At 62.9% G+C, this 25918-nt stretch carries 22 protein-coding genes; 6 read left to right on the top strand and 16 right to left on the bottom strand.

The window, feature by feature from the left end; genetic code table 11:
* Positions 1 to 19: 19 nt before the first annotated feature.
* Both ACIOU9_RS12425 and ACIOU9_RS12420 read left to right on the top strand, forming a co-directional pair.
* Positions 20 to 814, top strand: a complete 795-nt coding sequence (locus ACIOU9_RS12425; protein WP_105656517.1) for a carbon-nitrogen hydrolase family protein — start codon at positions 20 to 22, stop codon at positions 812 to 814.
* A 532-nt stretch (positions 815 to 1346) separates the two neighbouring features.
* Positions 1347 to 2375 (top strand): Gfo/Idh/MocA family protein, encoded by a 1029-nt coding sequence (locus ACIOU9_RS12420; protein ID WP_402697086.1) that lies wholly within the window; start codon positions 1347 to 1349, stop codon positions 2373 to 2375.
* Positions 2376 to 2408: 33 nt separating this feature from the next.
* Here the strand turns inward: ACIOU9_RS12420 and galE are convergent, their stop codons facing one another.
* The 11 genes from galE to ACIOU9_RS12365 form a co-directional block, all read right to left on the bottom strand.
* A complete protein-coding gene (gene galE, locus ACIOU9_RS12415; RefSeq protein WP_105656519.1) occupies positions 2409 to 3371 on the bottom strand; it encodes a UDP-glucose 4-epimerase GalE in 963 nt (320 codons plus the stop codon).
* Positions 3368 to 4564: a galactokinase gene (gene galK / locus ACIOU9_RS12410; RefSeq protein ID WP_332728162.1), complete on the bottom strand. Its 1197-nt coding sequence runs from the start codon at positions 4562 to 4564 to the stop codon at positions 3368 to 3370. Before galK ends, galE begins: the two co-directional genes overlap by 4 nt.
* A complete protein-coding gene (gene galT / locus ACIOU9_RS12405) occupies positions 4561 to 5670 on the bottom strand; it encodes a galactose-1-phosphate uridylyltransferase (protein WP_402697084.1) in 1110 nt (369 codons plus the stop codon). The genes galK and galT overlap by 4 nt, the downstream gene beginning before the upstream one ends.
* Before the next feature lie 55 nt (positions 5671 to 5725).
* Positions 5726 to 6670, bottom strand: a complete 945-nt coding sequence (locus ACIOU9_RS12400) for an aldose 1-epimerase family protein (RefSeq protein WP_402697083.1) — start codon at positions 6668 to 6670, stop codon at positions 5726 to 5728.
* Between the two features lie 94 nt (positions 6671 to 6764).
* On the bottom strand, positions 6765 to 7946 hold the full coding sequence (gene mmsB, locus ACIOU9_RS12395; protein ID WP_105656523.1) for a multiple monosaccharide ABC transporter permease: 1182 nt from the start codon (positions 7944 to 7946) through the stop codon (positions 6765 to 6767).
* On the bottom strand, positions 7943 to 9481 hold the full coding sequence (mmsA, locus tag ACIOU9_RS12390; RefSeq protein ID WP_105656524.1) for a multiple monosaccharide ABC transporter ATP-binding protein: 1539 nt from the start codon (positions 9479 to 9481) through the stop codon (positions 7943 to 7945). Before mmsA ends, mmsB begins: the two co-directional genes overlap by 4 nt.
* A 93-nt stretch (positions 9482 to 9574) precedes the next feature.
* On the bottom strand, positions 9575 to 10744 hold the full coding sequence (gene chvE, locus ACIOU9_RS12385; protein ID WP_332502731.1) for a multiple monosaccharide ABC transporter substrate-binding protein: 1170 nt from the start codon (positions 10742 to 10744) through the stop codon (positions 9575 to 9577).
* A 175-nt stretch (positions 10745 to 10919) separates the two neighbouring features.
* On the bottom strand, positions 10920 to 12431 hold the full coding sequence (gene araA, locus ACIOU9_RS12380) for an L-arabinose isomerase (protein ID WP_402697081.1): 1512 nt from the start codon (positions 12429 to 12431) through the stop codon (positions 10920 to 10922).
* 7 nt (positions 12432 to 12438) lie between these two features.
* Positions 12439 to 13155, bottom strand: a complete 717-nt coding sequence (locus ACIOU9_RS12375) for an L-ribulose-5-phosphate 4-epimerase (RefSeq protein ID WP_105662251.1) — start codon at positions 13153 to 13155, stop codon at positions 12439 to 12441.
* A 35-nt stretch (positions 13156 to 13190) separates the two neighbouring features.
* The gene (locus tag ACIOU9_RS12370; RefSeq protein ID WP_402697079.1) at positions 13191 to 14804 is read right to left on the bottom strand and encodes a xylulokinase; all 1614 of its coding nucleotides are present in this window, start codon (positions 14802 to 14804) and stop codon (positions 13191 to 13193) included.
* A gap of 161 nt (positions 14805 to 14965) precedes the next feature.
* Positions 14966 to 16027: a substrate-binding domain-containing protein gene (locus ACIOU9_RS12365; RefSeq protein ID WP_105656529.1), complete on the bottom strand. Its 1062-nt coding sequence runs from the start codon at positions 16025 to 16027 to the stop codon at positions 14966 to 14968.
* A 307-nt stretch (positions 16028 to 16334) separates the two neighbouring features.
* Here ACIOU9_RS12365 and ACIOU9_RS12360 point away from each other — a divergent pair, with 307 nt between their 5' ends.
* Positions 16335 to 17219 carry a sugar phosphate isomerase/epimerase family protein gene (locus ACIOU9_RS12360; protein WP_388024756.1) on the top strand — a complete coding sequence of 295 codons (885 nt, stop codon included), beginning with the start codon at positions 16335 to 16337 and terminating at the stop codon, positions 17217 to 17219.
* Positions 17220 to 17247: 28 nt separating this feature from the next.
* Complete coding sequence (locus ACIOU9_RS12355) at positions 17248 to 18249, top strand: Gfo/Idh/MocA family oxidoreductase (protein WP_105662248.1); 1002 nt, start codon at positions 17248 to 17250, stop codon at positions 18247 to 18249.
* 69 nt (positions 18250 to 18318) lie between these two features.
* On the opposite strand, the gene ACIOU9_RS12350 is transcribed toward ACIOU9_RS12355, so the two are convergent.
* The 5 genes from ACIOU9_RS12350 to ACIOU9_RS12330 all read right to left on the bottom strand — a co-directional run bounded on the left by ACIOU9_RS12350 (position 18319) and on the right by ACIOU9_RS12330 (position 23804).
* Entirely contained in the window at positions 18319 to 19212 is an 894-nt protein-coding gene (locus ACIOU9_RS12350) for an ATP-binding cassette domain-containing protein (RefSeq protein WP_105662247.1), read from the bottom strand.
* A 19-nt stretch (positions 19213 to 19231) separates the two neighbouring features.
* Positions 19232 to 20296, bottom strand: coding sequence for an ABC transporter permease (locus ACIOU9_RS12345; RefSeq protein ID WP_105656533.1), 1065 nt, complete (start codon positions 20294 to 20296; stop codon positions 19232 to 19234).
* 75 nt (positions 20297 to 20371) lie between these two features.
* On the bottom strand, positions 20372 to 21367 hold the full coding sequence (locus tag ACIOU9_RS12340) for a substrate-binding domain-containing protein (protein WP_105662246.1): 996 nt from the start codon (positions 21365 to 21367) through the stop codon (positions 20372 to 20374).
* Between the two features lie 209 nt (positions 21368 to 21576).
* Complete coding sequence (locus tag ACIOU9_RS12335) at positions 21577 to 22590, bottom strand: LacI family DNA-binding transcriptional regulator (RefSeq protein ID WP_332498182.1); 1014 nt, start codon at positions 22588 to 22590, stop codon at positions 21577 to 21579.
* A gap of 5 nt (positions 22591 to 22595) precedes the next feature.
* On the bottom strand, positions 22596 to 23804 hold the full coding sequence (locus tag ACIOU9_RS12330; protein ID WP_332486356.1) for a Gfo/Idh/MocA family oxidoreductase: 1209 nt from the start codon (positions 23802 to 23804) through the stop codon (positions 22596 to 22598).
* Between the two features lie 360 nt (positions 23805 to 24164).
* On the opposite strand from ACIOU9_RS12330, the gene ACIOU9_RS12325 reads away from it, so the two are divergent.
* Together ACIOU9_RS12325 and iolB are read left to right on the top strand one after the other, a co-directional pair.
* The gene (locus ACIOU9_RS12325; RefSeq protein ID WP_332486354.1) at positions 24165 to 24905 is read left to right on the top strand and encodes a GntR family transcriptional regulator; all 741 of its coding nucleotides are present in this window, start codon (positions 24165 to 24167) and stop codon (positions 24903 to 24905) included.
* A 33-nt stretch (positions 24906 to 24938) separates the two neighbouring features.
* Entirely contained in the window at positions 24939 to 25841 is a 903-nt protein-coding gene (gene iolB, locus ACIOU9_RS12320) for a 5-deoxy-glucuronate isomerase (RefSeq protein ID WP_402697075.1), read from the top strand.
* Positions 25842 to 25918 lie beyond the last annotated feature (77 nt).

Raw genomic sequence — 25918 nt, 5'->3', positions numbered from 1 at the left:
AGCAGGAAAGGACTATCCCATGAGAATCGCTTTGGCGCAGGTTCTGAGCACCGCTGATCCGCAGCGCAATCTGGTAACAGTGCGCGATCATGCGCGCCGGGCAAAGGAAGCAGGCGCCTCGCTGGTGGTCTTCCCCGAGGCCATGCAGGTTTCCTTCGGCCACGATCTCGCCAAGTACGCGCAACCCCTGGATGGGCCCTGGGCTACACTGATCCGCCAGCAGGCGCGGGATATAGGCATCACCATTGCCGTGGGCATGTTCACCCCCGGTGAAGGCGGCCGGGTACGCAACACCTTGCTGGTCGCCGGTGAAGGCGTAGATACCCACTATGACAAGATCCACCTCTACGATGCCTTCGGCTATGCCGAGTCGGATTCGGTGACGCCCGGAACTTCTCCGGTGCAGTTCGAGCATGAGGGAACGACGATCGGTTTGGCCACCTGCTACGACTTGCGGTTCCCGCGCTTGTTCACCCGCCATGCGAAGGCTGGTGCAGCGGTCAATATCGTCAGCGCTTCGTGGGGCCAGGGCGAGGGCAAGGCCGAGCAGTGGACCACCCTTGCGCAGGCCCGCGCCTTGGACGCGACGACGTTCGTGGTGGCAGTGGACCAGGCTGATCCTGAAAGCATTGGACGCAAGATCACCGGTACCGCGCCTTTGGGCGTCGGGCATTCGGTGGTGGTTGATCCGCTAGGACGCATTATTGCCCGGGCCGGTGCAGAACCCGAGCTGCTGGTAGTCGATCTGGATCTCAGCCAGGTCCAGGCCGCTCGCAAGCAGCTACCGGTGCTGGCCAACGCGGTCGACCTGTAGCCAGGCGGTTGGCTCAGCAATTGAGGCTTACCAGCCAGCCCATCGCTGGCGCCGGCGGCGAGGATGGGATCCCGGATATTACTGCGCGCTTCCAGCAGGACCCTTGAGGGGATGTGCTCGCCCAATCCGAGTTTCCGCCCGTGCGCTTTTCGATGCCATGGCCCACCGCTAAGTGCGAGAAGCCCGCGAGGCTACCGCCCGCCCGCTGCGCGATAGCAGGGATATTCCGCTGGATCTAGTCGCGAATTCAGCGAAAGCGAGGCAGAAGCGTAGCGGTGTTGCGGTCGCCAGATGAATCGCCAGCACTACTCGCGGCCCGCCTGCCGGCCTGCCAACCGTGGCCCGGACGCTGCCCTTGGCGGTCACGAGGATGCACACTGATTAACCGAGGATGCCCTGGGGCCGCATACCGCTAACCCCAGATGCTGCTGATCGGTGAATAGTCGTTGGAATACTGCTCTTCCCCCGCCTTGCGCCTTCCACTAGTCTGATTAGGATCCACCATGAATTTTGCCTGCCATCGGAGCCTTCAGTGCCACTAGCCTTACCCGAATCCACGCTGCCCCATCCCTCCTCGGCTCCTGCGCTGAATTGGGGCATCCTCGGGCCGGGGTGGATCGCCTCGCAGTTTGCCGCATCGCTGAACGACTTGACCGCCAGCCGGCTCGCAGCAGTCGGCTCGCGCACCTTGGCCCGCTCCGAGCAGTTCGCACGCACCTACGGAGACGCCGGAACCCGGGCCTTCGGCTCCTATGCCGAGGTGCTCGGGGACCCTGGGGTGGATGTCGTCTACATCGCCGTCCCGCACAGCGGCCACGCGGAACTTGCGCTCGAGGCGATCGCCGCGGGCAAGCATGTCCTGGTGGAGAAGCCAATGAGCCTGGACGCCGGGCAAACTTCCCGGATCATCGAGGCGGCCAAGGCTGCCGGAGTTTTCGCCATGGAAGCCATGTGGTCACGATTCCTGCCCATCGGCAATGTGGTTTCACAGGTCGTCAAGTCCGGAATCCTGGGGCAGATCATCACCGTCCAGGCTGATTTCGGCGCCAAGTTCGAGGTCGACTACGACTCGCGCATCTACGACCCGGCGCTCGGCGGCGGGGCCCTGCTGGATGTCGGCGTCTACCCTATTGCCTTCAGCGCCATGGTCTCCCCTGCCAAGCAGCTCCTGCACGCTTCGGGACGCATGGCCAAAACCGGGGTTGACGCTACCTTCACCGCGGTCCTTTCCAATGTAGACGGTTCCACGGCAATGGTCTTCAGCAGCATCGAAACCGATTCGCCGCAGGGCGCATGGATTGCCGGCACGCAGGGCACCTTGGAACTCCAGCGCCCGATGTGCTGCGGTTCCGGGCTGGTGCTGCGCAGTGCCGACGGCAAGATCGCCGACAGCCGCGAGTTCACGGAAACCTCGCCTACTGCCGGTTTGGGCTGGGAAGCGGCCCACGTGGCCCAGTGCATTGCCCTGGGCCTGGCCGAATCCCCGGTCATGCCGCTGGCTGAATCGCTGGCGATTGCGCAGACCATGGATCAGATCGCGGCCACGCTGCGCACCAGCTAGTTTCCCAGGCCGCTGCGCTTCAGCTTGGCGCAATCAGCCGCGCTGGGCCGAAGCCTTCCAGGCGCTGTGGACCATCTGCTGCAGGCTATGGCGCATCTGCCAATCAAGGTCGCGGGCGGCCAGCTTCCCGTCGGCGACAATGCGCGCCGGGTCGCCCGGGCGGCGCGCTTCTTCCACCGCGGTGAAACCGATGCCGGTGGCCTTCGCTACCGCATCCATGATCTGGCGCACCGAGACGCCATCGCCGGAGCCCAAATTGTAGACCGGCTCCAATACCTCGCCGGCTTCCAGTTTCCTGGCCGCCTCCACGTGCGCCAGCGCCAGGTCGGCGACGTGCACGTAGTCGCGCACGCAGGTGCCGTCCTCGGTGTCGTAGTCGGTGCCGAAGATCTTCGGCGTCTTTCCGGCATTCAGCGCCTGGAACACCAGCGGGAACAGGTTGTGCGGGCTGGCATCGTAGAGTTCTTCGCTGCCCGAGCCGACCACGTTGAAGTAGCGCAGCGAGGTGTGCTTCAGCCCGGTAGCCACCGCCTGGTCGCGGATCAGCCATTCCCCCACGAGCTTGCTCTGTCCGTACGGGGATTCGGGGAAGGTGCCGGTGGATTCGGTCACCACATCTTCGTCCGGGGTGCCGTAGACGGCTGCCGAGGAGGAGAAGACCATGTTGTGCACGCGGGAGGACGCCATGGCTTCGAGCAGGTGCGCGGTGCCGGTGACATTCTGCTCGAAGGCCAGCAGCGGGTGCTTCACCGATTCGCCGGCATACTTGTAGCCGGCCAAGTGGATGACCCCGGTGACCTCGTGGCGCTTCATGATTTCCACGAGCTTTTCGGTCTGCAGGATGTTCAGCTGGTAGAACGGCACCTGTTCGGGAACGAAGCCGTGCACCCCGCTGGACATCGAGTCCACGACGACCGGCTCAAGGCCTGCCGCGGACAGCGAACGCACCACGTGGGATCCGATATATCCGGCTCCGCCGGTCACTAGCCAACTCATGCCCGGCCTGCTCCTTCGTCTGCAATTACGGTGAAAATGGCCGGCTCGACATAGCCGGCCTGGTCAAAGGCTTCGCGGACGGCCTGGCTGACCGGTTCGATCTGCTCGCGCTTGACCAAGGCAATGGCGCTGCCGCCAAAACCGCCACCGGTCATCCGGGCTCCGATCGCCCCGGCCGCCATGGCCGCTTCCACGGCGGCGTCCAGTTCCTCGCTGGAAATCTCGTAGTCGTCGCGCATGGATTCGTGCGACTGGCAAAGCAGCTTGCCCACCGCGGGCAGGTCGCCTTCGCGCAGCGCGAGGACAGTATCCAGGACGCGGCGGTTCTCGGTCACGATGTGCTTGGCGCGGCGCTTGGCTACCGGGTCCCCAATGGCCTCCAGCTCTTCGATGCTGTGCACCTCGCGCAGCGATGCTACCTCCAGCACCGCGGCGGCCTGCTCGCAGCTGGTGCGACGGGCGGCGTAGCCGCCATCCACGTGCGAATGCTCTACGCGGGTGTCCATGACCAGGACCACCGCGTCATGCTGCGCCAGCGGCAGCGGCACGGATTGGGATTCCATGGATCGGCAATCCAGGAACAGCGCATGCTGGGCATGGGACATCAGCGAGGCGCTCTGGTCCATGATCCCGGTCGGAGCACCCACGAATTCGTTCTCGGCACGCTGGGTCAGCTGGGCCATCTGCACCTTGGACAGGCCCAGGCCGTAGAGATCGTCCAGCGCCACGATGGTCGCCACTTCCAGGGCATGCGAAGAGGACAAGCCCGAGCCCACCGGGACATCGGAGTCCACCATCAGCTCCAGCCCGCCAATGTGCACGCCATCGAGCTGGCTCAGCGCCCACAGCACGGCGGCCGGGTAGGCGGCCCAGCCGGGCACCGCGCGGGGCACCAGCTCATCGAGGGTAATGGAGGTGACCGGCGGTTCGTCGCCCGCCCCGTAGGTGGAGGCGAAATCCAGCACCTGGCTGCCCGGCTCCAGCTGCGACTTGCGGCGCACGGCCACCAGCGCGTTCTTGTCGATGGCGAAGGGCAGCACATAGCCCATGTTGTAGTCGGTGTGCTCGCCGATCAGGTTCACCCGTCCCGGGGCCCGCCAGATGCCTTCCGGGTGGTGGCCGTAGGCCTTGGTGAACTTCTCGCGCAGGGCGTTGACGCGCACCGCGGTTTCCTTCGTTCCGCTGCGGCTCATGGCATGACCTCGCGCAGCCGTGCAGCAGTCTGCTCGGCCGGGACGTCGTTGATGAAAGCGCCCATGGCAGCTTCCGATCCGGCCAGGAACTTCAATTTGTCAGCGGCCCGGCGCGGGCTGGTCAGCTGCAGGTGCAGCCGTGAGGCCTTGCGGGCCACGGGCTCCAGCGGAGCCTGGTGCCAGGCGGCGATGTACAGGGTGGGCGTCGGGTACAGCGCGTCGAATCCGCGCAGCAGGTCCCGGTACATCACGGCCAACTCGGCTTTTTCGTCCGCATTGAGCGCGGCGAAGTCCGGCACGTGGCGGTGCGGCACCAGGTGCGCTTCCAGCGGCCAGCGGGCCGCGTAGGGCACGAACACGGAGAAGTGCTGGCCCTGGGCGACCATGCGCGTGCCCTCCTTGCGCTCGAAGTCCAGGATGTCGCCCATCAGGGTGCGCCCGGTCTTCTCCAGGTGCGCGATGCCCTGGCCGGCCATCTTGGCGGCGGTTGGCGCGAGGTACGGGTAGGCGTAGATCTGCCCATGCGGGTGGTGCAGGGTCACGCCGATATCCTGGCCGCGGTTCTCGAACACGAACACCTGCGCAATGCCCTCCATGGCGGACAGGGCGGCGGTGCGCTGCGCCCAGGCCTCGATGACGGTGCGCGCCCGGGCATCATCCAGCGATGCGAAGGAACCGGTGTGCTCGGGGGTGAACACCACGACCTCGCAGCGCCCGTAGGCCGGGGCCGGCTGCTGCACCGGTGCGGCCGCTGGAATCCGGCCCAGTGCCGGGCCCAGGGACGGGAAGCGGTTCTCGAAAACCACCACGTTGAAGTCCTCGGCAGGGATTTCGCTCTGCCGCCCGTGGACGCTGGGGCACAGCGGGCATTCTTCCTTGGGCGGGAGGTAGGTGCGCGACTGGCGGTGGGCCGCTACGGCCACCCAGTCCCCGGTCAGCCGGTCGTAGCGCAGTTCGCCAGGCTCCCCGCGCGGATCCAGCGGCCGGGTGTCGGCCACCGGTTCGGGCACGGCGGCATTGGCGTCGGCGAAGAAAATCGCCTCGCGGCCATCGGCCAGGTGATGGACCCGGTGGGTCGGTTCATGTGCTGCGGAGCCCTGCGGCATTGCAATCTCTCCAGTTGACTCGTGGTGGTTCCAAAGGTGGGTGGCGCCTGGGATGCTAGCGCGGCTGGACCGGGCCGATCAGCCAGCTGGCTTCGTGGCTGGCGCCCGGTGCCAGGGCGATGACGTCCTGGCCGGAGTTGTAGCCGCCCGGCGGGCAGGTCATCGGCTCGATGGCCAGGCCGGTGCGGTCCAGGGCCGGATCATCGCGGTCGGCGGTGTGTATCTGGACCCACGGGCAGGCTTCGTCCCAGGTGATGTGCGATCCGACGCCCCCGGCGTCGGTGATCTCCGCGCGGAAAGAACCGTCCGCGCGGGCAGCCAGGCCAGTGTAGGCATGGTCGATGAAGAGATCCCCGATGGGCTTCGGGGTGCGGAAATCCAGCTCGGTGCCGGCGGCCTGAACCGTGTCGCGCGGCAGCAGGCGCGGGCCTTCGGTCAGCTGCACCTTGCCAGCTGGCAGGGTGAAGGTCCATTCATCCGCCTTCTTGCCCGGGGCGACCAGGTAGGCGTGCGAACCCCAGCCGAAGGGCGCGGTGCCCGTCCCGAGGTTGGTGGCGGCAGCGACGGTGCGCAGCCCGCCGGCCTCCAGCCGGTAGCCGATCACCAGCTGCACCTCGTACGGATAGCCGGCGCTCGGGGCGATGACGGTGCGCAGCTGGGCGAACTCGGCACGGTGCTCGATGATCTCGAAGCCGGTATCGATCACCAGGCCGTGCAGGGCATGGCCGCGCTCCGGCTCGGTGATCGGCAGCTGCAGCTCTTGGCCTTCCCAGCTGTAGGCCCCGTCGATCACCCGGTTGGGCCACGGGGCCAGGATGGCGCCCGCGAAAACCGGGCGCGGCCCGTGCGGGTCGAAAGCGCGCACCAGCGGGCGGGAGCCGTACTGGAGGGAAACCAGGGTGGCGCCCACCGTGGCCACTTGCGCGGTGAAGCCATGGGCTTGCAGCGTCAGCACCGTTCCATTGGCGGTGTCCTTCAGGGGCAGTGCGAGGCGGTCCATGTCTTCTTCCTTCTTGCTGGGCCATCAAAAACGTCGGGCACGCATGGGCCCTCCCGCAATCGCGTGCGGGAGGGCCCATGGCACCAGCGGCAGGCTAGTTGCCAGCGCCCGCGCGGCGCTTGTTGTAGATGTCGAAGGCGACTGCCAGAAGCAGCACAACGCCCTTGACGATCTGCTGGGTGGAGGCGCCCACGCCCATCAGCTGCATGCCGTTGGAGAGCACCGCCATCACCAGGCCGCCGACGATCGCGCCGGTCACCCGGCCCACGCCGCCGGTGGTCGAAGCGCCGCCGATGAAGCAGGCCGCAATGGCGTCCAGCTCGAACATGTTGCCGGCACCCGGCTGGGCGCCGTTGGAACGCGAGGAGAAGACCACGCCGGCCACGCCCGAAAGCAGGCCCATGTTGATGAAGATCCACATGTTGATCTTCTTCACGTTCACGCCCGAAAGCTTCGCGGCGGACAGGTTGCCGCCGATGGCGTAGACGTGGCGGCCGAAAACGGTCTTGGTGGTCAGCACGTGGTAGCCCAGGATCAGGGCAGCCAGGATGATCAGCACGATCGGCATGCCGCGGCTGGTGGCGATCTGCCAGAAGAACCAGAGGATGATGATGCCCGAGATGATGTTCTTGGCCAGGAACATGGCCATGGATTCAACGCTCTGGCCGTACTTGGCGCGTCCAGCGCGGTTGCGCCACTGCGAAACGAACAGTCCGGCCACGGCGATCACGCCGATGATCACGGTGAACAGGTCGAATCCGTTGCCGCCCAGCAGCCCGTTGAGGAAGCCGCCGGCGATCTGGCCGTATTCGCCGGGGAACGGCGAGAGCGACACGTTGCTCAGCACTTCGTAGGTCAGGCCGCGGAAGAGCAGCATGCCGGCCAGGGTCACGATGAACGCGGGAATGCCCACGTACGCCACCCAGAAGCCCTGCCACAGGCCGCACAGGGCGCCCACGGCGATGCCGGCGAGCATGCCGACCCACCAGGGCAGATCCCCCTTGATGACGATGACCGCGGAGACCGCACCGGTCAGCGCCACGAGGGAGCCGACCGACAGGTCGATGTGCCCGGCGACGATCACCAGGATCATGCCCAGGGCGAGGATCAGCACGTAGGAGTACTGCAAGATGATGTTGGTGATGTTGATCGGGCTGAGCAGCAGCCCGTTGGTCAGGATGGTGAACAGCACCACGATGAGCACGAAGGCAATGTAAATGCCCGAGGTGCGCAGGTTCTTGGTGAAGATATCCTTCAGCTCGCTTGTGATGGTCATCGGGTGCTTTCCTTCTCGATGGTCATGAGTTCCATGAGGCGTTCCTGGGTGGCTTCGCTGCTGGGCAGCTGGCCGGTCATTCGGCCGTAGGCCAGAGTGTAGATGCGGTCGCAGATGCCCAAGAGCTCTGGCAGTTCGGAGGAGATCACCAGCACGGCCTTGCCGGCAGCCGCCAGCTCGTTGATGATGGTGTAGATCTCGTATTTGGCGCCGACGTCGATGCCGCGGGTGGGCTCGTCGAGGATCAGCAGCTCGGGTGCGGTGTGCAGCCATTTGCCCAGCACGACCTTCTGCTGGTTGCCGCCCGAGAGGTTCCCGACCTTCGCCATCACGTTCGGGGTCTTGATGCGCATGGACTTGCGGTAGTGCTCGGCAATCTGGATCTCCTTGTTGCCGTCCACGAAGCCCTTGGAGGAGATCTTGTCCAGACCGGCCGCGGTGGTGTTCACGCGGATGTCCTCGATCAGGTTCAGCCCGAACTTCTTGCGGTCCTCGGAAACGTAGGCGATGCCGGCCTTGATGGCCTTGCCCACGGTGGAGGTGTCCACCGGCTTGCCGTCCATCTTGACCGTGCCGGTGATGTTCCGGCCATAGCTGTGGCCGAAGATGCTCATCGCCAATTCGGTGCGCCCGGCGCCCATCAGTCCTGCAATGCCGACGATTTCGCCGGCGCGGACCTCCAGGTTGGCGCCTTCCACCACGGTGCGGTCCTGCTGGACCGGGTGCTGGACCGACCAGTCCTGGACCTCGAAGACCACGTCGCCGATCTGCGGTACGCGTTCCGGGTAGCGGGAGGACAGTTCGCGGCCCACCATGCCGCGGATGATGCGGTTCTGGTTGGACTCGGGATCGGCCATGTCCAGCGCCTCGATGGACTGGCCATCGCGGATGATGGTGGTGGTGTTGGCAATGTCCTCGATCTCGCCGAGCTTGTGCGAAATGATGATCGAGGTGATGCCCTGTTCACGCAGTCCGCGCAGCAGGTTCAGCAGGTGCTCGGAGTCGTCGTCATTCAGCGCGGCGGTCGGTTCGTCCAGGATCAGCAGCTTGACGTTCTTGCTCAGCGCCTTGGCGATTTCCACCAGCTGCTGCTTGCCCACGCCCAGCTGGCCTACCGGGGTGACCGGCAGTTCGTCCAGGCCCACGCGGGCCAGCAGGTCCGCGGCGCGGTGGTTGGTCTCGTTCCAGTCGATGAAGCCGCCGCGCGCGGTTTCGTTGCCGAGGAAGATGTTCTCGGCCACCGACAGGTACGGCACCAGCGCCAGCTCCTGGTGGATGATCACGATGCCCTGGGCTTCGGAGTCCTTGATGTTCGAGGCCTTGAGCTCTTCGCCTTCGAAAATGATCTGGCCCTCGTAGCTGCCGTGCGGGTAGACCCCGGAGAGCACCTTCATGAGGGTGGATTTTCCGGCGCCGTTCTCTCCGCAGATAGCGTGGATCTCGCCCTTGCTAACCGAAAGGTTGACGCCGTCCAGCGCCTTGACTCCGGGAAAAGTCTTGGTGATGTCCTGCATGTGCAGGATCGTGGTGTCCATAGTGCAGACGTCCTTGGTGTGTGCTGTGAGCGGTGCATCCGGTGGGCGGGAGGGCGGCTTGCCCTCCCGCCCACCGGATTGCGGCCTGGGAGACTACTTGGTCTGGCCGGCCTTGACTTCCTCGGCCGTGTAGTACTCGGAGTCGACCAGCAGGGAGGTGATGTTGTCCTTGACGACGATGTCCGAATCCAGCAGGTAGGAAGGAACAACCTTCTTGCCATTGTCGTAGGTTTCGGTGTCATTGGCTTCCGGCTCGCCGCCGCCTGCGTAGGACTTCACTGCCTCGACAGCCTGGGTAGCCAGCTTGCGGGTGTCCTTGAAGATGGTTGCGTACTGCACGCCATCGTCGATCAGCTTCACCGAAGCGATTTCTGCATCCTGGCCCGAGATGATCGGCAGGCCGGCCTCGATGGTCTTGCCGTAGCCGGCGTTGGACAGTGCGGTGATGATGCCGCGGGAGATGCCGTCGAATGGCGAGAGGATGCCGTCGATCTTGGTCTTGCCGCCCTGGTAGTGGGCGGTGATCAGGTCTTCCATGCGCGACTGGGCTTCTTCCTGGCTCCAGCGCAGGGTAGCTGCCTGCTCGATCTTGGTCTGCCCGGACTTGACCGTCAGGGTGCCGTCATCCAGGTAGGGCTTGAGGGTATCCATGGCGCCCTTCCAGAAGAAGTGCGCGTTGTTGTCGTCGATCGAACCGGCGAAGAGCTCGACGTTGAACTTGCCCTCCTTGCTGGTGCGCTTGCCTTCCTCATCGGCCAGGCCCATGCCGGTCAGCAGCGAGGTTGCCTGCTGGACGCCGACGTTGTAGTTGTCGAAGGTGACGTAGAAGTCGACGTTCTCGGTGCCGTTGATCAAGCGGTCGTAGGAGATGATCGGGATGTCCTGGTCCGCTGCGGCCTGCAGCTGGGTGGACAGCGCGGTGCCGTCGATGGAGGCGACTACCAGGATGTCGCTGCCCTTGGTGATCATCTGGTCGATCTGCTGCTGCTGGGTGGGGATGTCGTCATTCGCGAACTGCAGGTCGACTTCGAAGCCAGCGGCTTCCAGCTGGGACTTGACGGCTTCGCCGTCGGCAATCCAGCGCTCGGAAGTCTCGGTTGGCATTGCCACGCCCACCTGGATGTCCTCAGGTGCAGTCGACTCGCCTTCACCGGCTCCTGCTCCGCCGCCAGCGCCACCGCCGCTGCACGCTGCCAATGCGCCGACCAGTGCCAGCGATCCCATGGTCGCCGCGGCCTTGCGGGTCCAATTATTCCATGCCATCTTTTCCTCCTTGAAAGGTTGCCATATCTGCGAGTGAGACTGGACTCACACTATGTTAGCGCTAACACAGTGATTTCAGCCACCCTCGATGTAAATAAATTAAGATTCCTTACTCACTGGTAATGCACGCCCCGCCACGGGGCGCGCATTACCTGGGCAAGGGTTGTTCGAACCGCTAGAAACCCTGCGCCAAGCGGTAGTAGCTCTGGTTCACGCGAATCTGCTGCGCGAAGTTCCGGCGGGTGGTTTCCTCATCGATAACCAGCAGCTCGGTGCCTGCGATTTCGGCGAAGATCTCGAAAGCCTCGATCCCCGCGGCCGTGGACATCACCGTGTGGTGCGCACCGCCGGCAGCCAGCCAGGACTCGGCGGAAATATTGAAGTCCGGCCGCGGGCTCCACACCGCGCGCGCCACCGGCAGGTTCGGCAGATCCGCCGGCGGGGTGACCACATCCACCACATTGGCAGTCAGGCGGAAGCGCTCGCGCATATCGGCCATGGACACGACCACCGCACCTTCGGCAACGTCCGCGTTGAAGACCATGCGCACCGGATCCTCGCGGCCGCCGATGCCCAGCGGGTGGATTTCAACCCGCGGCTTGGAGGTGGTCAGCGACGGGCAGACCTCGAGCATGTGGGCGCCGAGGATCAGCTCCTTGCCGGGAGTCAGGTCGTAGGTGTAGTCCTCCATCAGCGAGGCGCCGCCCGGCAGGCCCTCGCCCATGACCTTGGCGGCACGCACCAGTACCGCGGTCTTCCAGTCGCCTTCGGCGCCGAAGCCGTAGCCCTTGCCCATCAGGCGCTGCACAGCCAGGCCCGGCAGCTGCTTGAGCCCGCCCAGGTCCTCGAAGTTGGTCGTGAACGCCATGGCGCCGGCCTTGGACAGGAAGGCTTCCAGAGCAATTTCCTGGGATGCGGCATAGCGCAGCGACTCGTGGCGGGCACCGCCGGCGCGCAGTTCGGGCACGACGTCGTATTCGCGCTCGTACTCGGCGACCAGCGCATCGATGTCGGCCTCGGCCACGGCCTGGACCGCTTCGACCAGGTCGTTGACGGCCCAGGTGTTCACCGAGACGCCGAAGCGGATCTCCGCCTCGGTCTTGTCCCCCTCGGTCACCGCGACGTTGCGCATGTTGTCGCCGAAGCGGACCAGGTTCAGGTTTTGCACGGCGTTGAAGCCGGCAGCGCCGCGGATCCAGGTGCCCACGCGGCGGGATACGGCCGGGTTGGAGACATGGCCGACCACGGTGGTGCGGGCCGCGCCCAGGCGGGTGGCCAGGTAGGCGTACTCGCGGTCGCCGTGGGCGGCCTGGTTCAGGTTCATGAAGTCGAAGTCGATCGAATCCCAGGGCAGTTCGACATTGGCCTGGGTGTGGAGGTGCAGCAGCGGCTTCTGCAGGGCCTTCAGGCCGTTGATCCACATCTTGGCCGGGCTGAAGGTGTGCATCCAGGTGATGACGCCCAGCACTTTGTCATCCGAGTTTGCTTCCAGCATTGCGCGGCGGATCGATTCGGAGTCCTTCAGGACCGGCTTCCACACGATCCTTGCCGGAACGTCGGCGGACGCATCCAGGGCCTGCGCGACCTCGGTGGACTGCTGCGCCACCTGGCGCAGCGTCTCTTCGCCGTACAGGTCCTGGCTGCCGGTGAAGAACCAGATTTCTTGGGTGTTATATGCCTTGGCCATGATGTCCTTACTGTCCGTAGACGTTCTGGTAGCGCTCGTAGAGCGAGTCGATATGCTTCTGGTCGATCGCGACCGGGTTGCCTAGCTGGCGCGAGATGTGCACGGTTCGCGCCACTTCCTCGCACATCACCGCGGCTTTGACTGCGGCCTTGGCGTCCTTTCCGATAGTGAAAGGACCGTGGTTGCGCATCAGCACGGCCGGGCTGCGGGACTCGCTCAGCGTGGACACGATGCCGCGGCCAATCGAATCATCGCCAATGATGGCGAAGGGGCCTACCGGGATCGGGCCGCCGAATTCGTCGGCCATCATGGTCAGCACGCAGGGAATTTCCTCGCCGCGCGCCGCCCATGCGGTGGCGTAGGTGGAGTGGGTATGCACCACGCCGCCCACCTGCGGCATGTGCTCGTAGGTGTAGGCATGGGCCGCGGTGTCCGAGGACGGGGCGCGGGTGCCATCGAGCAGCTTGCCGTCCAAGGTGCAGACCACCATGGACTGCGCGGTCAGCTCGTCGTAGGCGACGCCCGATGGCTTAATCACGAACAGGTCCGCGGAGCCGTCGGCGATTTCCGGGTGGCGCACGCGCTGCGACACGTTGCCAGCAGTCCAGACCACCAGCTCATAGCGCGGCAATTCGGCGTGCAGGTCGGCAACAATCTGGCGGACCGTGGCCACCTCGTCCTGCATTGACTGCGGGTAATCCGCCAGGATTCGTGGTTGATTCATCGGTTTCTCTTTTCGTCCGAAACTGTGTGCGATGCCTAGATGGCGGTAATGGCGGTGCGCTGAATGGCCAGGCCGGCTTCATAGGTTTCCAGGTAGGCCTCGAAGCCGGCACGGTCATCGGCCTGCGGCTCCGCGAGGCTCAAAGCGGCACCGGCGAAGACTTCGGAATCCAGGAATTCAGGCAGGGACTGCTGCAGGCCATCGAGGACTCGGCGCCGGTACGCTGCCAGGACGGCGATGCCCCATGCACCTCCGTGTCCGGCGCTGTCCCCGACAAGGACGGGAGTGTTGATCGCAGCGGCCAGCAGCCGTTGGGCCACCCCGGCGGTGCGGAAGATGCCGCCATGGGCAAACATCTGCTTGACCTCGACGCCTTCGGCGGCCAGCACGCGCAGTCCGAGGCTCAGCGTGGCGAACATGGCGTACACCTGAACACGCACGAAGTTGGGCAGGTTCAGCGTGGAGTCCGGGGTGCGCAGGATGGCCGGACGGCCTTCGGCAAGACCCGCTACCGGTTCGCCGGAAAGATTGTTGTAGGCCAAGAGCCCCGCACCATCGGCAGCACCCTGAAGGGCCGAACGCAGCAGGGTTTCGAAGACCGCGTTGTCGTCGGCGTCGCTGCCCAGCGCCCGGGCGAACTGCCCGAAGACCTGGGCCCAGGCGGCAAATTCGCTGGCGCCGTTATTGCAGTGGACCATGGCTACCGGATGCCCATCGGGCGTGGTGACCACGTCGATTTCGTGGTGCACTTCCTTGAGCGGCGCGTCGAGGACCACCATCGCGAAAATGGAGGTTCCGGCGGAGATGTTGCCGGTGCGCTGGGCTACCGAATTGGTGGCCACCATGCCGGTTCCGGCATCACCTTCCGGTGGGCACAGCGGGCTGCCAGGCTGGAGCTGTCCGGTGGGATCCAGGAGCAAGGCCCCGGCTTCGCTTAGCGTGCCGGCATCTGCACCGGCAGGCACTGCCGCGGGCAGCATTGAGGAAAGCCCTGCGGTCGCGCCATGCTGGGCAGCCACCGCGTCAAAGGCGGAAAGCATCCGTGCATCGTAGCTGCCGGTGGCTGAATCGATGGGGAACATTCCCGCGGCATCGCCCACGCCAAGCACAAAATTTCCGGTGAGAAGCTCATGCACGAATCCGGCCAGCGTGTTCAGGCGGGAAACTTTCGACACGTGCTCTTCGCCGTTGAGCAGCGCTTGGAAGTAGTGCGCTACGGACCAGCGCTGCGGGATATTGAAGTCCAGTTCCTCGCTGAGCATCGCGGCCGCCTCAGCCGTGGAGGTGTTGCGCCAGGTGCGGAAGGGAACCAGCAGTTCCCGGTCGGCGTCGAAGGCGAGGTAGCCATGCATCATCGCGGAGATTCCAACGGCTCCTAGCTGCGTTGGGCGTACTCCGTGGCGCTCTTGGGCATCTGCCAGCACCTGGGCCATAGAGTCCTGCAGGCCGGCGACGATGGCTTCGCGGGAGTAGGTCCAATTCCTGTTTTCGTACTGGTTCTCCCAGGCGTGGCTGCCGCTGGCAAGCTGCTGGTGGCCGGGGCCGATCAGGCTGGCTTTGATATTCGTTGAACCGAACTCGATGCCCAGCACGGCTTCGCCGTTGCTGATGATCTCGCGGGCGGTTGGCCCGTTGAGCTGTGTTGCCATGAAATCTCCGTTCGCACAGCTCGGTGAGCAGCGCCATAGCCATCGTTTCCTGCTCCACTCGCGAAAAATGCGCTGGCAGAACAAAACCTCGATCCAATGTTAGCGCTAACAATTTGTGATCCGCAATACCGGATCCCGGACTCGGGGAATGTAGCGCTTGGCTAGCGGGCGTTGGGCGGTGCGGTACTCGCCCGGATTACCAGCGTTGGCGCAATCACTTTCGGGACCCTGTCAGCCGTGGCGCCTTCCAGCAATTCCATCAGCGCAGCATGGCCGACATCGCGGAAAGGCTGGCGAACCGTGGTCAGCGAAGGGATCAGGAAATTGGAGATTTGCAGGTCGTCGAAACCGATAACCGAAACGTCATTGGGCACTTCCAGCCCGGCTTCCCAGAAAGCACGCAGAACACCGGTGGCAAGGTAATCATTCGCTGCGAATACTGCCGTAACTTCGCCGGCGCGTATCGGGTCAACCAGACGCTGGCCTGCCTCATAGCCGCTCTGGGCCTGCCAGGATTCAGCTGGCACCTCAACAATCGGGGCCTTGGCTTCCAGCATTTTTTCCCGCCAGCCGATTTGCCGTTCGGTGGCGTCGAACCAGCCGGTCGGCCCGGACACGTGGACGATCTTGCGGTGCCCCAGGGCCAGAAGATGACCAGTGGCCAAGCGCGCGCCTTCACGCTGGTCGATGTACACGTAATGCGCCGGATCCGCGTCGGGAACCTCGGTGCGAGCGGCCACGACCACCACTGGAATCGTCAGGGCAGCATCATCCAGGGCATCGATCACCTTTTCGAAGGGCGCAACCATCACCACGCCATCAACGCCCTGGTCCACCAGGTGGCTGAGGGCTTCGCTCGCGCTGTGCGCGTCATAGCGATCCAGTGCGGTAACGGTCACGAAATATCCCTGCGCACGGGCAGCGGCCTCGATGGCCAGCACGGTGGATTGCGGTCCGAAGAATTCGCTGCCGATGGTCAGAATGCCGATAGTGCTCGAGTGCGATGTGGCCAGTGCCCGCGCGGCTCGGTTGCGGCGATAACCCAGCTGCCGGATGGCATCCAGCACCTGGTCGCGGGTTCCCGCCCTGACGTTTGGATGGTCGTTGAGCACGCGGGAAACCGTCTGATGGGACACCCCGGCCAAGGCCGCCACATCCGCCATCGACGGGGGCCGGTTTCCTGGGCGCCCTTCACCGGGCTGAGCAATGTTCACAACGGTCATTATTGCAAACACCTTCGAAACAGCCACTGTCGCGGGCGAATATCCAGTCAATCAGCGAGCCGGATTACTGCATTCCCTTGAAGGTATATAACGCACTTTCGCCTTGAACCATTGAAAAACCGGTGATGAACAGACGTATCCTGCACTCGCAGACCAGCCTAGCGGCGGCTCGGAAAAAATTCATGGAGAATATGCCCGAGCGTATTACTTTCCGGGGAGCAGTGGGCATATGATCTTGGAAGCACCTTTGTACTGACAACTGTACATTTCGTTTCCACGCATGCATTCCACACGCCAAGGAGGACCAATGGCAAAACTGTCCATGAATGTCACAACAAGTTTCTACGGGAATGTTGCCACCGACATTGCAACGGCACGGTCGGCCGGATTCGGCGGCATCGAGTTGCAAAGCCCGAAACTCTACCGCTATCTTGATGCCGGCTTTTCTGTGCACACGCTTCCAGAAATGCTCACGGGCCTTGAAGTGACAGGAATCGGCGCAGTCCTTGACCTTGAACGCCAAGGCACCGCACGTGATGACATGCTCCGGGAAGTCAGGCGGATGGCCGAAATCGCCACAGTGGTCGGCGCACCGATCCTGCAAATGTGCACCGGGCCAGTGGACTGGAATGTGGTCAAGGATTTCAAGTCCGGAAAACTCGCAGCATCTGATGATCGCTACCGCGGGACACTCGGCCTCTCGGAACCGGAAGCCATGGCCATTGCCGCCGATAATGTATCTGCTGCCGCCGGGATCGCCGCAGAGCACGGGCTGGAGATCTACTTGGAACCGCTGGCTTGGTCCAATATCAATCGGTGTCGGCAAGCCCTGGAAATTATTGAGCGCTGCGGCCGCGAGAACGTTGGCATCGCCTTGGACACCTGGCATTTCTGGACCGTCGGGGACACCTTGGAAGAAGTGGCCGCGTTGCCCAAGGAACTGATCAAGGCGGCCCATATTTCCGACGGGTTGGATCTGGATCGGCGCCATGAGGTTCCGGCCCAGGACGTGCACCGCAATGTCGTCATCGGCGGTGGCGCCATCCCATTGCAGCAGTGGGTGGACGCGATCAAGTCCACCGGCTATGACGGCTGGTGGGTTTCCGAGATGTTCTCTGACCGCGCCAATGAGCACGACTTCCACAAGGTTGCCAGCACCATGCGCAATCTTCTGGACATCATGATCTCCTGACTTCAACCAACTTCACGAGGTGCCTTCAATGCAAAGATTCGCCCTGATCGGCGCCGGCTTCATCGGCTCGGTGCATGCACACAACTTGGCCGCACACCCGGAGATCGACTTTAAACTGGTCTACGACATTGACCCTCAGCGAGCTGCTGCTCTGGCCTCGCGACATGGCGCCAAGGCAGCAGCAACGCTCGACCAGATTTTCGGCAACGACGGCCTGGACGCAGTGTTCATCGCGTCATCAACGGATTCCCACGCCCAGAACCTCCGCCTTGCAGCCGATGCGCGCCTGGCGGCTCTCGTCGAAAAGCCAATCGACCTCGACTTGGAAACGGCAAAGGCGACGGTAGCCTACGTTGAACGTTCAGGAATCAAGGCCATGGTCAATTTCAACCGGCGCTTCGATCGCGCTCACGCAGAGCTCAAGGAGCTCGTGCACTCCGGGCGAATCGGCGATCTGGCTTTGCTCCAGTTGACTTCGCGTGGCCCGGCATTGCCACCACTGGCTTACCTGAAAAATTCTGGCGGCCAGTTCCGCGATCAGGCCGTGCACTTCTATGATTTGGCACGCTGGATATCAGGCCAGGATCCCCTGCAGGTGCACGCCTTCGGCTCGGCCCTGGCCGTCCCGGAGATTGCGGAATTTGGCGATGTGGACACTTCGATCAGTTCGCTGCAGTTCCCTAGTGGAGCGATGGCCCAAATAGATTGTGTGCGCCATACGAATTACGGCTATGACGAACGCATCGAAGCGCTGGGGTCTGAAGCCATGGCCGCATCTGAACGGCAACCCTCGGGGCACGTCAGCCTGTTCCAAGGGCAGCACGCGCAATCCCACGGGCTGCACGGCAACTGGTTCGACAGGGTCCAGCCAACCTATGCCGCCAGCTTGGGAGCCTTCGTTCAGGCACTGGACGAAGACCGGGAAGTACCTGTCACGTTGCGTGAGGGGCTCAAATCCCAGGCCATCGCCCAGGCCGCGGTGCGTTCCATCGCTACTGGCCATAGTGAAATGATTGACTACTCGCTCTAAGCACTGGGACAGCTAAGGCCTGGGCTTCTTCACCATCGCGAAGAAGCCCAGGCCTTAGCTGCGGTTGGGTCAGGCTGTTGCTTGAGAGTTCGCGCCCGCCTCTGCCTCTGCCAGCTCTTCATCATGTCCACCAAGCTGTTCAAGCTCATGAGCCAGTTCAGCGAGTTCAGCGCCACCGGCCATCTGGGCGGTCAGCTCTTCGACGGTGATTTCCGACTTCGAGTAGTACCCGATGGAGCGGCCGCGTTTCAGCAACAGGAACGAGTCCCCTACCGGATACGCGTGATGCGGGTTGTGCGTAATGAAGATGACACCCAACCCGCGGTCGCGCGCCTGGAGGATGTAGCGCAGCACCACGCCGGACTGCTTGACGCCCAAGGCGGCGGTAGGCTCATCGAGGATCAGGACCTTGGCTCCGAAATATACCGCGCGAGCGATGGCTACGCACTGGCGTTCACCGCCGGACAGCTGGCCGATCGGCTGCTCGACGTCACGCAGATCAATGCCCATGTCGGAGAGCTCCTGCTTGGTGATGTCCTTCATTTTCTGCACATCAAGCTTCTTGAACAGCCCAACCCCGGTGGTCAGTTCCGAGCCGAGGAAGAAGTTGCGCCAGATCGGCATCAAAGGAACGACCGCCAGGTCCTGGTACACCGCGGCGATGCCGGCATCCAGTGCGACGCGGGGACTCTTGAGCTTGATGGCCGAGCCATGCAAACTGAACTCTCCTTCATCGTGCTGGTGCAAGCCGGCGATGATCTTGATCAGCGTGGACTTGCCGGCGCCGTTATCCCCGAGAACGCAGGTGACCTTGCCCGGATCCACCACCATGTCGACACCGCGCAGGGCGATGATGCTTCCGTAGTGCTTGCCAACTCCCTTGAGGGTCAGCAGGTTGTCGCTGATCTTGGGCTCGAGCTTCTCGAGCAGGTCTTCGGTCTTCTTATTCTTGCGAGTCTTCATGATTTTTGTCCTTGGCTTCCTACTTGCTGGATTCCGCACGCTTTTTCACCACGATGTTGACCACCGTAGCCAAGAGCAGCATCAGGCCAAGGAAGAACTTGAACCAGTCCGGATTCCATTCCGCGTACACGATGCCCTTGTTCGCCATGCCGAAAATGAACGCCCCGATAGCGCCGCCAATGGCTGAACCGTAACCGCCGGTGAGCAGGCAGCCGCCGATGACCGCGGCAATGATGTAGAGGAATTCATTGCCGATGCCTTCGCCGGACTGCACCGAGTCAAAGGCGAAGAGGTTGTGCATGCCCAGCACCCAGCCGCAGAATCCAACGGCCATGAAGAGTCCGATCTTGGTGCGGACCACTGGAACGCCGACGGCGCGAGCGGCCTTCTCATCCCCGCCTACGGCGAAGATCCAGTTCCCGATCTTGGTTCGGAGCAAGATCCAGGAAGCGATGATCACCATGGCGATCCAGATGAACACGGTGATCTTGACGTCGATCCCGGCGATATTGACTGAAGAGGCAAAGACCGCCTTTGCGCTCTGGAATCCTTCGATATCCGCAATAGATGGAGAGGACACCGAGCCGCCAATGGCTCGCGTCAGGCCCAGATTCAGGCCGGTGAGCATCAAGAAACTGGCCAGCGTCACGATGAAGGATGGCAGCTTGGTCTTGATCAGGATGATTCCGTTGATGAAACCGATCAGCAGCGAGACGACCAGGGCCAAGGCAATGCCGACCCAGACGTTGAGACCGAAGTACCAGGAGATCATCGATGCACTGAGCGCCGAAGAAATGACGGCCACACCGGTGGATAGATCAAACTCGCCACCGATCATCAGCAGTGACACGCCAACGGCCATGATGCCGATGGTCGAAGCCCCATAGAGGACGGTGGCCAAGGATGCGGGGGCCAGGAAGACCGGAGCGACGACGGCGAAGAATACGAAGAGGGCGATGGCGCCCACGAGAGCACCGATCTCCGGACGGCCCAGAAGGATAGACAATGCGCTTTTCTTGCCGACGCGCTCGTCCAGAGCCGGAGATTTTCTCTTTTGAGAGGGTGAAGCTGTTATAGATGACATGGGATTTCCTCCGTGTCCAGGCTGCGCGCCGGATCGCCGCTACCGGCAGATCAGGCGCGCGCCGAGGGGATGTGGCTAGCGGACGCCTTCTTGGGCGAAACTGGTAATTTGCTCAGCGACGGCTTTGTCTACAACAGCCGGGCCGGTCAACGTCGCCTGTCCACCGCCGATGGTGAAGCCGCCACGGTTGTTCTGCCACAGCGCATCAACTGCCATGTAGCCCTGCAACCAAGGCTGCTGGTCAACGGTGAACATCACATTGCCCTTGGTGATTTCTTCAACCAACTGCGAGTTCATGTCGAAGGAAGCTACCTCGACCTCGGACTTCGCCGTGGCTTTAGCCTTGAGCAGTGTCATCGTGATGGGTGCGCCCAGGCCGATGATCGCGTCGGCTTGCTTATCGGCTTGGAGCTTTGCGGTTGCCGTTGATTCAACCTGGGTCATGTCAGTGCCCTGCACGTAGAGTATTTCGGTGTCTGGGACGATTTTCTTCACGCCGGCGCAACGTGCTTCAAGCCCAACGTGCCCCTGTTCCTGGATGACGCATATCGGCTTCTTGATTCCCGCCTCCTTCAGCTTTTCGCCAGCGGCCTGGCCTGCAAGCTGCTCATTGGAACCGAAGTGGGCAAATGCTCCGAGATCCTTGAATCGGGCTTCACCGGCATTCAAGCTGACAATGGGGATCCCGGCATCGGCAGCCTTGCCTAGCGCTCCAGCCATGGCGTCGGGCTTGGCCAGGGTCACGGCGATGCCGTCGACGCCCTGGTCAATAGCCTGCTCGATCAGCTGGGACTGGCGTCCACCATCAGGATCACTCAGATACTGGAGTTCTACGTTGTCCTTGGCCGAAGCTTCTTCAGCGCCCTTTCTAAGAATGTCCCAGAAGGTATCTCCTGGAGCCGCGTGGGTGATGACCGCGATTTTGATGCGGTCAGTAGCCGCCACCGCACCGCCACCGGCATTGCTTTCCGGTTCCGGTGCACGCCCGCCAGTGGACGAGCAAGCCGCCAGCCCCAATGCTGGAATGATGGCGAGCGTGATTGCGAGTTTGCGCCAAATTGGCTTTCCCATATTCGTTTCCCCTTCAGGAATCCCCGGCGCACCCCGATTGTCCCCTGGGGCGGGCCGCCTTAACAAGATGTTCCGTGACTTGAATCACAAGATGCCTAAAGTGTGCGTGACGAAAAGCGATCCGTCAAGACTTTGTTAAGACATAAGGATGTGAAGACGAGTAATTTGCCGACCTCGACAAGCACGGCGAAACGCCGCTTTCACAGGGTTCAACGGTGCAGCTGCGACGAGGAGCGCACGATAAGCCGCGGTGGAATCATCAACTGACGTGCAAATTTTCCTTCCGGATTCCGCATCAATTGGAGCAGCAGCCGCACGCTGCTGCGACCGAGATCTTCCGAATCCGAGCCGATGCTGGTCAGCGAAATTCTTCCCAGCGACGATAGGGAAATATTGTCGTAGCCAGTCACCGCCGCAGACACGCCAGCCTCATCCAGAGCCTGCAGCGCCCCAATGGCGGAAAGATCATTGAAACAAGCCAGCGATTCAGGCCGTGCTCCCGAGGCCAGCAACCGCGCTACGGCTTCATGCCCGGCCTGAATCGTTGGCCCGGCTTCCACCACCTGTACATGCTGGCGCAAGCCATGGCGCAGCATCGCCCGATGATAGGCAGCTTCGCGCGTCGCAGAAACCGGACCAGCGCCACCGGCTATATGGGTAATCCGCGCATTTCCGCAATCGACCAAGTGGTCAACCACCATGCCGAAGCCCTGCTCATCATTAACCGAAACCGCGCCAGTGCCTGATTGGGCCTGGCGCCCGCCGCCAACAAATACAGCGGGAGTCTCACCCAAGGCGGCTTCGAAGCTGACTGCGTCATCGGCTGATCCGACGACGAGGATTCCGCTGACCCGCAAATCGCGCAAGGTCTGCAGTTCCGCGGGCCCAACGCCCTGCCCGTCGTGGATCGCGGCCGCACTGAACAGCACGTCAAGCCCTGCTGCTTGCAACTGTTCGCGCACCACTTCCGCGACGCTCAGAACCCAGGGATTATGCAGTTCCCCCAGGACGACGCCAATGGCATGCCGGTTCTCGGCCGAAAGCGAGCGCGCTGCCAGGTTGGGCTGATAGCCCAACTCGCGGATGGAGTCCTCGACCAGCGAACGCCGCATCGAACTGACCTTGCTAGGATCCGAGAGCACCAGGGAGACCAAGGATTTTGAGACCCCGGCATGCTTGGCGACGTCCCGGATCGTGGGGCGGCGGCGCGACGAGTCAGGCATGGCGGTCAGTATTGCACACTCGCAGCGCGCACCGGCTCATCCAGCGCCTGCCACGTGCCGCTTGCGGCAGATGCTTCGGCCGCTTCGACCACTGCGGCTGCCGCCACCGCATCGGCGATGGTGGAGTTCGTTTTCTCGCCACCGGCGACAGCCAGCAGGAACTTCTTGGCCTCGATGGTCTTGAGGTCGTCAAAGCCCATCGCGTTCCCTGGGCCTGGCTGGAACCGGGAGTATTCGCCATGCTTTGGCGAGCCGATCACCGTCGTGAATCCCTGTTCTTCGTTGTCTCGACCGAGCACGACTTCCAGTTCATTCATGCGTTCAAAATCCCACTTGACCGAACCTTCCGTGCCGTAGATTTCCAGCCGGTAACCGCACTGCGGTCCCACAGCCACCCGGGATGCCTCGATAGTTCCGATCGCGCGGTCCGCCACGCCTTCTGGGCTGAAACGCACCAACGCTGCGGCGTAATCCTCATTCTCGACTTCACCTTGGTCACCGCCTTCGATCAGGTCGAAGTGCGTGCCCTGGCCCATGGATAGTTTCGGCCGGGACGGAATCATGACATTGGTGGATGCGGAAATACCCTGGATGGGGCCGACAACATGGCTGCATAGATCAGCTGCATGGCTGAACAGGTCAGCAAGCACCCCGCTGCCGGCCAGCTCCCGGTTGAAGCGCCACGATAAAGCGGCCCGGGGGTCTGCCGCATATCCGGCAAGGAAGCTGGCGCGGACATTCGTGATGGATCCCAGCCGGCCTTCTTGCACCAGCTGGCGGGCGCGTGCGATAGCTGGCGCATGCCGGTAGTTGAACCCGACCGAGGTGACCACGCCATTGCGGATGGCGGCTTGCTCGATAGCCTGCGTTTCGGCAAGGCTTCGACCGGCGGGCTTTTCGATCCAGAAGTGCTTGCCGGCCTCTGCTGCGGCGATCGCCATGTCGGCGTGCAGGAAGTTCGGAGCGCAAATCGAGACGACATCCACCTCGGGATCGGCTAGTACCTGGTGGTAGTCCAGTGTTCCGCGCTCGAAGCCCAGTGTTGAGATCGCGAAGTCGACTCGCGACTGTTCGGTGTCCGCGGCTATGACCAGTCTTGGCTTGATGCCCAGCTCTGGATAAGCATAGGGCACCGAACTGTAGGCGCGAGCGTGCAGCTTGCCCATCCATCCCACCGAGATCAGCCCCACGCCGATGCTGCGCTGTTCATTCATGATGTTCTCCTGTCTGCGGCGTTTAACGCCGTGATTCTCTGTGGCCGCCGCGGCTCGCCTCAAGTCTTGGACCGTTCCAAAAAACCATATGTGCCACTGGAATCCTCGGGCAATGGAATCTGCCGAATTTCTTATCAGGACAATTGGACAATCAAACCTGTTGTCCAATTCCCCTTGTCGGACCTCATGTCTGACTCGAACCCCGCGGTTGGCAACGCCGCTGGGGATCACCAACTAGCGTGGAGAATGCTTTGGAATGAATGGATTTCCAGCCAAAGGATGCCCAAATCATGAACTTTCATATATAGTTTGTCCTGTCAAAGCGACATATCATGACAAAGTCGCCGGCAAGGAGCAACTGTGAGCACACCACTGAGCATCAAGATCGACCGATCTTCGCCCATTCCCCTCTACCACCAGGTAGCGCAAGGCATCGAAGGCGCGATCCGCGACGGTTCGCTGGCCTCGGGCACTCGACTGGAAAATGAAATCGAGCTGGCCCAGCGGCTGCGGCTTTCACGGCCCACCATTCGCAAGGCCATGGATGACCTAGTCCAGTCCGGCCTGCTGGTGCGCAAGCGTGGTGTGGGAACGCAGGTTGTTTCCAGCCAGATCCGCCGGCATCTTGAGCTGTCCAGCCTGAATGACGACCTTGAGCGCGCCGGGAAGAAGCCTTCTACCACCCTGCTCAGCTTCGAGCACATTCCCGCTCCGCCGGAGATCCAGGATCTTCTTTCGTTGCCCAAGGACGTCTCTGTCTACCACTTCACCCGGCTGCGTTCTGCCGGAGGCAGCCCGCTGGCCCTCATGGAGAACTGGGTTCGCGACGACATTGTCGAGCTGGACGAAAAGTCCTTGCAGGCCCATGGCCTCTACGAGCTCCTGCGCGAAGCAGGGGTGAACTTCCGCCTGGCCCAGCAGCGCATCGGGGCCACGACCGCAGATGAAGCCCAGGCCAAGACCTTGGACGCAGCGGCCGGTTCGGCCCTGGTGACCATGCAGCGCACCGCGGTGGATGACACTGGGCGCAACGTGGAAACCGGCTCCCATGTTTATCGAGCAGACGCCTACAGTTTTGAAATGACCTTGGTGCAACGCTAGGCACCTGTCCCCCGCCGTCGAAAGGATCGACTGATGACCGATTGGATTTACCCTGCAGGTTCGGCCGCTAACGGAGAATGGAGCATCTCGCTCGGTGCCCATGACTCAGCCGTTTCCATAGACGGCTGGGCACACACCGGACTCAAGGTAGCTGAGCTGGCCCCTGGCCAAACACTTGAACTGGAGGCCTGCGGCGAAGAACGGATCGTGGTCCCGCTCAGCGGCGAATCATTCACTGTCGCCATGGCAGGAACCGAACATGTTCTCAAGGGTCGCGAATCAGTCTTTGCTGGACCTGCTGATGTCCTCTACACCGGCATCAACACGGCGTTGTCCATCAGCTCCGCCAAAGGGGGCCGGGTCGCCGTCGCACTGGCCCCGGCCAAGCAGTCCTACCCGACCCGGCTGATCAGGGCAGAAGAGACCCCTGTGGAGCTGCGCGGCGCAGGAAACTGCTCCCGCCAGGTCCACAACTTCGGCACCCCGGCCGCCCTGGAAGCGGACCGATTCATCGTCTGCGAAGTCATCACTCCGGCGGGCAACTGGTCTTCCTACCCTCCGCATAAGCATGATCAGGAGAAGGAAGGCGAAACCAGCCTCGAGGAAATCTACTACTTCGAGACGCAGCTAGCCCAGGGCATGCCCGCCGAGGCGGCAAGCGATCCCATCGGCTACGCGCGCGTTTATGCTTCGGATGAACGCCCCATTGATGTAAATGCCGAGGTCCGCACCGGGGACGTTGTCCTGGTCCCCTACGGCTGGCATGGTCCGGCCATGGCCGGGCCGGGATACGACCTCTACTACCTGAACGTCATGGCCGGCCCGGGGCGGGTGCGCGATTGGCTGATCAACGATGATCCCCACCACGGCTGGATCCGCCAGACTTGGGATTCGCAGAGCATGGATTCGCGCTTGCCTTTCGGCGCTGGCGCGTAGCTTCTCGGAACGCACGCCAAGTGGCGGCAGCAGGTTTTCCTGCTGCCGCCACTGGGCTTTAGACTCTCATTCCGATG

Origin of the sequence: Glutamicibacter sp. NPDC087583 (assembly GCF_044743685.1) — a bacterium.
In the GTDB taxonomy this organism is placed as follows: domain Bacteria; phylum Actinomycetota; class Actinomycetes; order Actinomycetales; family Micrococcaceae; genus Glutamicibacter.
This window is presented reverse-complemented; position numbering and strand designations above follow the sequence as displayed.